General features: G+C 77.2%; 1 protein-coding gene. It reads right to left on the bottom strand.

The window, feature by feature from the left end; genetic code table 11:
* Positions 1–4: 4 nt before the first annotated feature.
* Positions 5–12,064 (bottom strand): SDR family NAD(P)-dependent oxidoreductase, encoded by a 12,060-nt coding sequence (locus V6V16_RS24805; protein ID WP_334565764.1) that lies wholly within the window; start codon positions 12,062–12,064, stop codon positions 5–7.
* Between the last annotated feature and the right edge of the window lie 186 nt (positions 12,065–12,250).

Below are 12,250 nucleotides of genomic sequence, written 5' to 3' on the forward strand. Positions count from 1 at the left end.
GCCATCAGAGACCGAGTTCGGAGTCGATGAGGTCGAAGAGGTCGTCGTCGCTGGCCAGTTCGAGGTCGAGGTCGGGATCGCCGCCCGATCCCGCGCGCATCGTCCGCCACTTGGCGATGAGCACCTCCAACCGGGATCCGATCTGGTCGTGCAGCTCAGCTTCGACGCTGGCCTCGGTCAGCGAGCGTTCCAGGTTCTCCAGGTCAGCGAGGACCGGCGGAACCGCCGGGTCGGTGTCCGGCGCCAGTTGGGACACCAGGAAGGTGGCCAGCTCGTTCGGGTCCGGGTAGTCGAAGATCAGCGTGGCCGGCAGGCGCAGGCCGGTCGCCGTGGTCAGCCGGTTGCGCAGTTCGACGGCGGTCAGCGAGTCGAAGCCGATCTGGCTGAAGGCCCGGCCGGGCGCGACCGCCGCGCGGCTGCCGTGCCCGAGCACGCTCGCCGCCTGCTCGCGCACCAGGTCGACCACCAGGTTGTGGCGCTCGGGCCCCGCCAGTGCCGCCAGTTCGTCTGCGAGGGTGCGCCCGCCGCCGGTCGGGGTGGCCGACCGCGCGGTGGGCCGTTCCCGCCGCATGAGCCCGCGCAGCAGGGCCGGGGGCCGCTCGACCCGCTCGCCGAGCGCGGCGACGTCGATCCTGGTCGGCACCAGCACCGGCTCGGCCAGCCGCAGGCCCGCGTCGAACAGGGTCATCCCCAGGTCGGACGGGATCGCGAGCTGCCCGTCCCGGGCGGTGATCCGGGGGTCGGAGCGGTCCAGCTTTGCGGTCATCTCGCTGGCCTGCTCCCACAGCCCCCAGGCGAACGACTGACCCGGCAGGCCCTCGGCGCGACGCGCCAGGGCGAGCGCGTCGAGGAACGCGTTGGCCGCCGCGTAGTTCGCCTGACCTGGCACGCCGAAGACACCGGCGCCGGAGGAGAACAGCACGAACCCGGCCAGGTCGAGGTGGCGGGTGAGTTCGTGCAGGTGCCACGCGGCGTCGAGCTTCGGCGCGAAGACCGTGTCGACGCGCTGCGGGGTCAGGGCGGTGACCACCCCGTCGTCGAGCACCCCGGCGAGGTGCACGACCGCGGTCAACGGGTGCCGCGCCGGCACCGCGTCCAGCACCCCGGCCAGGGCCTCCCGGTCGCCCACGTCGGCCGCCACCACCGTGGCCTCGGCCCCCAGGCGGCGCAGTTCGTCGACCACCTCAGCCGCGCCGGGAGCCCGCTCGCCGCGGCGGCTGACCAGCAGCAGCCGACGTACGCCGTGCGTCTCGACCAGCCGCCGGGCGACCAGCCCGCCCAGGGTGCCGGTCCCGCCGGTCAGCAGCACCGTGCCGTCGGGGTCCCACGCCCGGGGCATGCTGAGCACCACCTTGCCGACGTGCCGGGCCTGGCTGACGTGCCGGAACGCCTCCGGCGCCTGGCGGACGTCCCACACCTGGGTGGGCAGCGGGGTGAGCGTTCCCCGTTCGAAGAGCCCCAGCAGCACGACGAGCATGCGCTGCACCTCGTCGGGGTCCTCCAGGGTCAGGTCGAAGGCGGTGTAGGCCACCCCCGGATGGTCGGCGGCGACGCGGGCGGCGTCGCGGATGTCGGTCTTGCCCATCTCGATGAACCGGCCGCCGCGCGGCAGCAGCCGCAGCGAGGCGTCGACGAACTCGCGGGCCAGCGAGTCCAGCACCACGTCGACGCCCCGACCGCCGGTGGCGTCGGCGAACCGGGTCTCGAAGTCGAGGGTCCGGGACGAGGCCAGATGCTCCTCGTCGAGACCCATCGACCGCAGGGCGTCCCACTTGGCGGGGCTGGCGGTGGCGTACACCTCGGCGCCGAGGTGCCGGGCGAGCTGCACCGCGGCCATGCCGACGCCACCGGCCGCCGCGTGCACCAGCACCGACTCGCCACGGGTGAGTCCGGCCAGGTTGACCAGGCCGTGGTACGCGGTCAGGAAGACCACCGGCACGGAGGCGGCCTCGACGTACGACCAGGCGCACGGCATCGGGGCCAGCAACCGGCGGTCGGTGACCGCGACCGGCCCGAAGCAGCCCACGAAGACCCCGAACACGCGGTCGCCGGGCCGCAGGTCGGTCACCTCGGCGCCCACCTCGACGACCTCGCCGGCGCCCTCGCCGCCCAGCGGCCCCGCGTCGCCCGGGTAGAGGCCGAGCGCGTTGAGCACGTCGCGGAAGTTCAGACCGGCGGCGCGGACGCGTACCCGGACCTCGCGGGCGCCGAGAGCGACGTCGGCGGCGTCGGTCGGGCTCAACGTGAGGTTCTCCAGGCTGCCCCGCACCGGCGCGTCCAGCCGCCACGCGGCGGCGGGCGGTGCGGTCAGCTCGCCCGCCGATCCGGCCCGCGCCAGCCGCGGCACGTACGCCGTGCCGCCCCGGATCGCGGCCTGCGGCTCGGCCGCCGTCAGCAGCGCGGCGACCTGTCCGGGGCTGATCCCGTCGCGGTCGACGTCGACGACGACGACCTGGTCCGGGTTCTCCGACTGGGCGGAGCGGACCAGCCCCCACGCCGCCGCGGCGGCCGGGTCGGTCACCTCGCCGGCGTGGTGCACGGCCACCGCGCCCCGGGTCACCAGCAGCAGCCGCGACGCCGCCCAGCGTGGCTCGGTGAGCCAGCGCCCGACCAGTTCGAGGGCCCGCACGGCGGCGTGGCGCGCCGCGCGGGGGGTCGGCTGCCCGACCCCCGCGTCGAGCGGCACGATCACGGCCCCGGGCAGGGCCAGTCCCGCGTCGACGGCGTCGGCCAGCCCGTCCAGCCCCGGGTGCAGCGGGAATCCGTCCAGACCGGGGGCGACGGCCACGGCGTCGACCGGGGTGGCCGCGTCGACCGGCGGCAGCGGCGTCCAGTCGACGCGGAACAGGGCGTCGCGGGTGGCGCGGTCGTCGGTGACGGCCAGCTCCGCGGCGGAGATCGGCCGCATCGTCAGGGCGGTCACCTCGGCGACCGGCGCGCCGGTCGGGTCGGCGGCGGTCAGCGCGACGGCGTACGACCCGACCTGGGTGATCCGCACCCGCAGGGCGGTCGCACCGGTGGCGTGCAGGCTGACGCCGTTCCAGGCGAACGGCAGCAGCAGCCGGCCGGCCCCGGCCTCGCCGAGACCGCCGAAGTGCGCGGCGTGCAGGGCCGCGTCGAACAGGGCCGGGTGCAGGCCGTAGCGGTCGGCGTCGACCCGCTGGGCAGCAGGCAGCTCCACCTCGGCGTACACCTCGTCGCCGCTGGTCCACACCGCGCGCAGCCCCTGGAACGCCGGCCCGTACGCGTAGCCGTCGGCTGCCAGGGCGGCGTAGAAGCCGGTCAGGTCGACGGGCCGGGCGTCGCGCGGCGGCCACGTGGTGAGCTGCGGCGACGCGACCGGCTGGCCGGCGGAGAGGGTGGCGCTGGCGTGCCGGGTCCAGGGCGTCCCGGCCGGTGCGTCGGCGGGCCGGGAGTGCACGGTCACCGGGCGGCGTCCGTCGTCGCCGCCCGCGCCGACCGAGATTTGCACCTGGGTCGCCCCGTCGGCGGGCAGGGTCAGCGGGGCCTCGATGACCAGCTCGTCGAGGACCGGGTGGCCGATCTCGTCGCCGACGCGGAGGCAGAGTTCCACCAGGCCGGTGCCGGGCACCAGCACGCTGTCGGTGACGCGGTGGTCGGCCAGCCACGGCTGCGCGTCGGTCGACAGCCGCCCGGTGAACAGGTGGCCCCTCGCCTCGGCCAGCGCGACCGACGCCCCGAGCAGCGGGTGCGCCGTCGCGTCCAGACCGGCGGCGCCGACGTCCCCGGGGCCGGAGACGGGCCGGGGCCAGTAGCGGCGGTGGGCGAACGCGTACGTGGGCAGGTCGACCCGCCGGCCGCCGGCCAGCGCGGGCCGCCAGTCCACCGGCACCCCGCACACGTGCAGCTGGGCCAGGGAGAGCAGGAAGCGTTCCCGGTCGCCCTGGTCGCGTTGCACCGAGCCGACCACCACGGTCTCGCCGTCGTGGCCGGCGAGGGTCTCCTCGATGCCGACCGTGAGCACCGGGTGCGGGCTGCACTCGACGTACGTGTCGTGGCCCTGGGCGGCCAGCGAGCGGATCGCCCGTTCCAGCTCGACCGGCTGCCGCAGGTTGCGGTACCAGTAGTCGGGCCCCATCTCCTCGCCGTCGAGCCAGCGCAGGTCGGTGGTGGAGAACAGCGGCACGGCCGCCGGGCCGGGGGCGATGCCCGCCAGCACCTCGGCCAGCTCGTCGCGGATACGTTCCACCTGGGCGGAGTGGGAGGCGTAGTCGACGGCGATGCGCCGGACCCGCGCCTGCTCGCCGGCCAGTTCGGCGAGGAGTTCCGCCACCGCCTCCGGTTCGCCGGAGACCACGACGGCGGCGGGGCCGTTCACGGCGGCGACGGAGATCCGGTCGCCGAAGCGGGCGATCCGGTCGCGGACGGTGTCGGCGGGGAGCGCGACGGAGGCCATCGCGCCGTGCCCGGCCAGGGCCCGCAGCGCCCGGCTGCGCAGCGCCACCACCCGTGCGGCGTCGGGCAGGGAGAGCACCCCGGCGACGCAGGCGGCGGCGATCTCCCCCTGCGAGTGGCCCACCACGGCGGCCGGCTGCACGCCGTGGGAGCGCCACAGCTCGGCCAGCGACACCATCATCGCGAAAAGGGCGGGCTGCACCACGTCGACCTCGTCCAGGCCGGGTGCGCCGGGCACCTGGCGCAGCACGTCCAGCAGCGACCAGTCCAGGTACGGCCGCAGGGCCGCGTCGCACGCCGCCATGCGTTCGGCGAAGACCGGGGCCTGGTCGAGCAGGTCCAGTCCCATGCCGAGCCACTGGGAGCCCTGCCCGGGGAAGACGAAGACGCACCGGCCGGCGGGCCGGGCCTCGCCCCGCGTCACCGCCGGGTCGGGCCGGCCCTCGGCGAGCGCGTCGAGGGCGGCGGCGACGCGCTCCGGCGTCGCGCCGACCAGCACCGCCCGGGAGTCGAAGGTGCTCCGGTTGGTGGCCAGCGACCAGGCCACGTCGAGAGGCCGCTGGTCGGGCCGTGCGGCGAGGTGCTCCCGCAGCCGGCGGGCCTGACCGACGAGCGCCTCCGGGGTGCGCGCGGAGAGCAGCCACGGCAGCGTGCGCGCCTCGGGCGTGGCTTCGGCGGCGGCCTCCGGCGTGGACCCGGCGACCGCCTCGACGATCACGTGGGCGTTGGTGCCGCTGATGCCGAACGACGAGACGCCGGCGCGCGCCGGCCGGCCCGCCGGGCGCCACGGGCGGGCCTCGGTCAGCAGCTCCACCGCTCCCGAGTCCCAGTCGATCCGCGAGCTGCGGCGCTCGGCGTGCAGGGTGCGGGGCAGCCGGCCGTGCCCCATGGCGAGGACCATCTTCAGCACCCCGGCCACGCCGGCCGCGGCCTGGGTGTGCCCGAGGTTGGACTTGACCGATCCGAGCAGCACCGGCGGGGCGTCGGCCGGGCGCTGCCCGTAGGTGGCGAGGATCGCCTCCGCCTCGATGGGGTCGCCGAGCGACGTGCCGGTGCCGTGCGCCTCCACGACGTCCACCTCGGCGGCGGTCAGCCCGGCGGCGCCCAACGCGGCCCGGATGACCCGTTCCTGTGACGGTCCGTTCGGGGCGGTGAGCCCGTTGGACGCGCCGTCCTGGTTGACCGCCGAGCCACGGACCACGGCGAGCACGGGGTGGCCGCGACGGCGGGCGTCGGAGAGGCGTTCGACCACCAGCATCCCGACGCCCTCGGACATGCCGAAGCCGTCGGCGTCCTCGGCGAACGCCTTGCACCGCCCGTCGGCGGCGAGACCGCGCTGCCGGCTGAAACCGGTCAGCCCGGCCGGGGTGGACATCACCGACACACCACCGGCCAGGGCCAGGTCGCAGTCGCCCTGCCGGAGCGCCTGGACGGCCAGGTGCAGCGCCACCAGGGACGCCGAGCAGGCGGTGTCCACGGTGACGGCCGGTCCCTCCAGCCCGAGCGCGTACGCGACCCGGCCGGAGAGGACGCTGCCGGCCGTGCCGGTGAGCAGGTGCCCCTCGTCGGCGGTGACCTCGCCGTCGTCCGACACGACGCCGGGGGCGACCCGGTCGGCGTAGTCCTGCCCGTGGGTGCCCGCGAAGACGCCGGTGCGACTGCCCCGCAGGGTGACCGGGTCGATGCCGCCGCGTTCCAACGCCTCCCAGGAGGTCTCCAGCAGCAGCCGGTGCTGGGGGTCCATCGCGAGCGCCTCGCGGGGGCTGATGCCGAAGAACGCGGCGTCGAAGTCGGCGATCCCGGTGAGGAACCCGCCGGCCCGCACGTACGTCCGGCCGGGGGTGCCGGGCACCGGGTCGTAGAGCTCGGCCAGCGGCCAGCCCCGGTCGCCGGGCAGGTCGCCGATGACGTCGGCACCCGAGTCCAGCAGCTGCCACAACTCCTCCGGGGAGCCGATGCCGCCGGGAAACCGGCAGGCCATCGCGACGATGGCGACCGGTTCGTCCAGGGCGACGGTGGTGGCGTCGGTGACCTCGGTGGCGGCGGTGCCGAGCAGCCGGGCGTGCAGGTGCGCGGCGAGCAGCTCCGGGGTGGGGTGGTTGAACACGGCGTGCGGGGCGAGCCGGACGCCGGTGACGGCGGTGAGCCGGTTGCTCAGTTCCACCGCCATCAGCGAGTCGAAGCCCAGATCCTTGAACGGGCGGCGCGGCTCGACCTGGTCGAGGCCGGTGTGGCCGAGGACGGTGGCGCACCGGGTACGTACGAGGTCCAGCAGCAGGTCGGCGCGGTCGGGCTCGGCGAGTTCGGCCAGCCGGTCGGCGAAGCCCTTGGCGGAGGTGGGCGCGGAGTCGGAGTTGACGGCCCGGCGGGGCGGCGGGGGCAGCAGCGCCCACAGCAGGGCGGGCACCTCGCCGGAGGTGCGTACGGCGGCCAGGTCGAGCCCGATCGGCACGAGTGTCGGCCGGTCGACGCGCAGGGCGGCGTCGAACAGCGCCAGCCCGGTGGCCGTGTCGAGCGGCCGGGTGCCGCCCCGGGCGAGCCGGGCCAGGTCCGCCGGGGTGAGCCGGCCGCCCATCCCGTCCTGGGCGGCCCACAGCCCCCAGGCCAGGGCGGTCGCCGGGAGGCCCTGGGCGCGGCGGTGCGCGGCGAGCGCGTCGAGGAACGCGTTGCCGGCCGCGTAGTTGCCCTGGCCGGGGCTGCCGAAGGTGGCGGCGGCCGAGGAGAAGAGCACGAACGCGGCCAGGTCGAGGCCGGCGGTGAGCTCGTGCAGGTGCCACGCGCCGTGAACCTTGGACCGCAGGGCCCGCTCCCAGCGGGCCGGGTCGAGGTCGGTGAGCAGGGCGTCGTCGGTGGCCCCGGCGGCGTGCACCACGGCGACCAGCCGGTCGGCCAGCGGGGCGACGACCTCGGCGAGCGCCGCCCGGTCGGCGACGTCGGCCGCGACCACCCGGACGGTGACGCCCGCGTCGGTCAGCGCGGTCGTCCAGTCGCCGGCCCGGCCGGCGCGGCTGACCAGGACCAGCTCGGCGACGCCGTAGGCGGTGGCGAGGTGGGTGGCGACGTGCCGGCCGATCCCGCCGGTGCCGCCGGTGACCAGCACGGTGCCGCCGGCCAGCGCCGCGAGCGGCGTACCGGTCGGGGGCTCTTCGACACCGCGGAGCCGTGGCAGCAGCGCGCGGCCGTCGCGGACGGCGACCTCGGGTTCGTCCGTGGCGACGGCCAGCGCCGCACGGACGGTGGCGTCGTCGGTGGCGTCGAGGCTGAGCAGGAGGAAGCGGTCGGGTTGCTCGGCCTGGGCGACCCGGACAAGCCCGGCCACCGGGGCGTGCACCGGGTCGCCGTCGCGGACGGCGAGGGCCAGGCGGGTGGTCTCCGCGCGGGGGTCGGCCAGCCAGTTCTGGAGCACGCCGAGCACGGCGAGGCCGACGGCGTACGCCCGGTCGGGCACCGGCCGGTCCGGCTCGCCGTCGCCCACCCGCAGCACCAGCAGTGGCGGCAGCGGCCCGTCCGGCGGAGTGCCGTCGGCGAGCGTCCAGGAGGGCGCCGGCGTCGCCGGGAACCCCGCGGGCAGCCAGTCGACGGCGTACAGCCCGGCGGACGCGGCCGGGGGCTCCGGTGCGTCGACGGGCGGCAGGGCCACGCTGCGCAGTACCACCCGGTCCACGTCGAGCACGGGCACGCCCGCGTCGTCGACGGCGCTCAGCGTCACCGCGTCCGCCCCGGCGGGGGCCAGGCAGACGCGCAGCGCGTGCGCGCCGGTGGCGTGGCGGCGCACCCCCGTCCACTCGGCGGGCAGCAGCCGGGTGGTGGGCCGGGCGTCGGTGTCGGACCCGGGTGCGAAGTCGGCGAGCGGGAGCAGGCGCAGGGCCGCCTCCAGCACCAGCGGATGCACGCCGTACCGCTCGGCGTCCGGATCGCGGGCGTCCTCGGGCAGGCGTACGTCGACGAAGAGCCGGTCGGCGGCGATCCACGCGGCCCGGGCCAGTTCCCCGGCGATGGCCCGGCGCTGCGGGGTGCTCAGGTCCACCGGCCGGGCCCCGGAGGGCGGCCAGGCCGGGGCGAGGGTGCCCCGTCCGCTCTCCGGGTCGACCGGGCCGAGCACGGCCTCCGCGACCTGCCGCCAGGGCTGCCCGTCGCCGGCCCGGACGTGGCAGTGCGCCACCCGGCGCTGGTGTTCGTCCGGCGCGCAGACGTCGACCTGCACCTCGAGTGCCAGCTCGGCGGGCAGCGACACCGGCTCGGGGATCCGCAGCCGCTCCACCGTCGGGGTGCCGAGCTGTTCGCCGAGGTGGGTGAGCATGTCCAGCAGGGCGGTGGCGGGAAGCAGCGCGGCGGTGCCGTCACCGGGGGCGGCCAGCCACGGCTGGGTGGCCGCGGAAACCTGGCCGGTGCAGAGGACCTGCCCGGTGCCGGCGACCGGCAGCACGCCGCCGAGCAGCGGATGCCCGGCGTCGGTCAGCCCGGCGCCGACGCCGCCGGTGGCCCCGGCGGGAGCGGGCAGCCAGTAGTGCCGGCGCTGGAAGGCGTACGTGGGCAGGTCGACCCGGCGGTGCGGCCCCGGGCCGGCGAGGGCTGCGCGGTCCACGGCGACGCCCCGGACGTGCAGCCGCGCCACGGCGGCGAGCAGCGCCTTCGGCTCGTCGGCGGCACCCCGTACGGCGGGGACGAAGGCCAGCTCGTCGCCCTCGGCGACGAGGCAGTCCTGGGCCATCGCGGTGAGGACGCCCGCCGGACCGATCTCCAGGAAGGTGGTCACGCCCAACCCGTGCAGGGCCCGTACGCCGTCGTGGAAGCGGACGGTGTCCCGCACGTGCGCCACCCAGTAGTCGGGCGAGCAGAGCCGGGCCGGGTCGACGGGGTGGCCGGTCAGGTTGGAGACCACCGGCAGGTGCGGGGTGCGGTACGTGAGGCCGGCCGCCACCGCGCGGAACTCGTCGAGCATCGGTTCCATGCGCGGGGAGTGGAACGCGTGCGACACCCGCAGCCGGCTCGTACGACGCCCGGCGGCGCGCAGGGCGGCCGCGACGGCCAGCACCGCGTCGGTGTCGCCGGAGACGACCACGCTGGTGGGGCCGTTGACGGCGGCGAGGCCCACCCGCTCGGTCAGGTACGCGGCGACCTCGGCCTCGTCGGCCTCGATGGCGACCATCGCGCCACCGGCGGGCAGCTGCTGCATCAGCCGGGCGCGGGCGGCGACGAGCGCCGCCGCGTCCGCGAGGGGGAACACCCCGGCCACGTGCGCGGCGGCCAGCTCACCGACGGAGTGGCCGAGCACCGCGTCGGGGCGCACCCCCCAGGACTCCAGGAGGCGGTACAGCGCCACCTCGAAGGCGAAGAGCCCGGGCTGGGTGTAGAGGGTCTGGTCGAGCAGCTCGGCCGCTCCGGTGCCCTCGGCGGCGAGGACGACGTCCGCGACAGGGTGCGGGGCGTGGCCGGCGAGGCAGCGGTCGAGTTCGGCGCAGGCGGCGTCGAAGGCGGCGGCGAAGACCGGGTACGCCGCGTGCAGCTCGCGGCCCATGCCGGCGCGCTGGCCGCCCTGCCCGCCGAAGAGCAGGCCCAGCTGGCCGTCGACGACCCGGCCGGTCAGCACCGTCGGCAGGTCGGGGTCCGGCTCGCCCCGGGTCAGCGCGGTCAGGCCCGTGCGGGCGGTCGCCGGGTCCTCGGTCAGCACCACGGCCCGGTGTTCGAGGGCGGCGCGGGTGGTGGCGAGCGCGTGCCCGACGTCGGCCGGGTCGGCGTCCGCCCCGGGCCCGTCGAGCCAGGCCAGCAGGCGGGCCGCCTGGTCGCGCAGCGCCTCGCCGGAGGCCGCGGCGAGCAGCCACGGCACGGGCGGTCGCCGGGTGCCGGAGGCGGACCCGGACGACGGCTGCCCGCCCGCGTCCTGCGTCCCGGACGGCGGGTCGGCGGGCGCCTCGACGATGACGTGGGCGTTGGTGCCGCTGATGCCGAACGACGAGACCCCGGCCCGACGGGGCCGGCGTACGTCGGGCCAGGGCCGGGCCTCGGTGAGCACCTCAACCGCGCCGGCGGACCAGTCCACCTCCGACGTAGGGGCGTCCACGTGCAGGGTGCGGGGCAGCGTTCCGTGCCGCATCGCGAGCACCATTTTGATCACCCCGGCGGCCCCGGCGGCGGCCTGGGTGTGACCGAGGTTGGACTTCAACGAGCCCAGCCGCAGCGGATCGGCGTCGCCGCGTCCCGCCCCGTACGCGGCGAGCAGCGCCTGCGCCTCGATCGGGTCGCCCAGCCGGGTGCCGGTGCCGTGCGCCTCGACGACGTCCACGTCGGCGGCGGAGAGTCCGGCCGCGTCCAGCGCCCGCCGGATGACCCGCTCCTGGGCGGGCCCGTTGGGTGCGGTGAGCCCGTTGGACGCACCGTCGGAGTTGACGGCGGAGCCCCGCAGCACGGCGAGGACGGGGTGCCCGTGCCGGCGGGCGTCGGAGAGCCGTTCCAGCAGCAGCACGGCGACGCCCTCGGACCAGCCGGTGCCGTCGGCGCCCTCGGCGAACGCCTTGCACCGGCCGTCCGGGGCGAGCCCGCGCTGCCGGCTGAACTCCACGAACGCCTGCGGGGTGCCCATCACCGCCACGCCGCCGGCCACGGCGAGCGAGCAGTCGCCGGCACGCAGCGCCTGGGCGGCCAGGTGCAGCGCCACCAGGGACGACGAGCACGCCGTGTCGACGGTGACCGCCGGCCCTTCCAGCCCCAGCGCGTAGGCGACGCGGCCGGAGACGACACTGCCGGCGGTGCCGACGCCGAGGTAGCCCTCGGTGCCGGGCGGCGCCTGGCGCAGGTTCGCGGCGTAGTCGTGGTGCATGACGCCGGTGAAGACGCCGGTGGCGCTACCGCGCAGCGAGGTGGGGTCGATGCCGGCCCGCTCGAACAGCTCCCAGGACGTCTCCAGCAGCAGCCGCTGCTGCGGGTCCATGGCGAGCGCCTCGCGGGGGCTGATCGCGAACAGGGAGGCGTCGAAGTCAGCGGCGCCGGTCAGGAAGCCGCCCACCCGGACGTACGAGGTGCCCGGGCGGTCCGGGTCGTCGGAGAACAGGTGCGCCAGGTCCCAACCCCGGTCGGTGGGGAACTCCGTGAGCCCTTCCCGGCCCTGGTCGACCAGCTCCCACAGTTCCTCGGGGGAGCCGACACCGCCGGGCAGCCGGCAGGCCATGGCGACGACGACCACCGGGTCGTCCACGGTGGACGCCGTCGGCGGCCGGTCCGCCACGGCAGCGGCCTGCCCGGTGGCGCCGCGCAACCGGGCGGCGAGGTGTCGGGCGAGGGCGTCCGGGCTGGGTCGGTCGAACGCGGCCGTGGCCGAGAGCCGTACCCCGGTGGCGCGGGCCAGCCGGTCGCGCAGGGCGACCGCGCTGACCGAGGTGAAGCCGAGTTCCTTGAAGGCCCGGCCGGGGCGGACCGCTGCCGGGCCGGACAGGCCGGCCACCTCGGCGGTGGCGGCGCGGACGAGGTCGAGCAGGAGCCGGTCCCCCTCGGCGGTACCCAGCCCGGCCAGCCGGCGGCGCAACTCGGCGGCGTCCCGGTCGGCGGCGGCGTCGGTGGGCGCCGCGACGGGCCCGCGCCAGGCGGGGTGCGCGGTGTCGGCGTGGCCCGCCGGGCGGGCGAGCAGGACCAGGTCGTCGCCGTCGTGCGCCACGTCGAACGCGGCGAGGTCGGCGCGTACGGCCGCCCGCGCGGCGCCGGTCTCCTCCCCCGGGTGGCTACCGGTCGCCCCGGCGGTGGCGGGCGACGGCCCCCGGCCGGCGGGGCCGGTCGTGCCGACGAGCCGGGCCGGGAGGCCGGCGGCCCGGCGGCGGGCGGCCAGGGCGTGCAGGGCGCCGAC

Origin of the sequence: Micromonospora sp. CPCC 205561 (genome assembly GCF_036906775.1) — a bacterium.
Lineage (GTDB): Bacteria > Actinomycetota > Actinomycetes > Mycobacteriales > Micromonosporaceae > Micromonospora.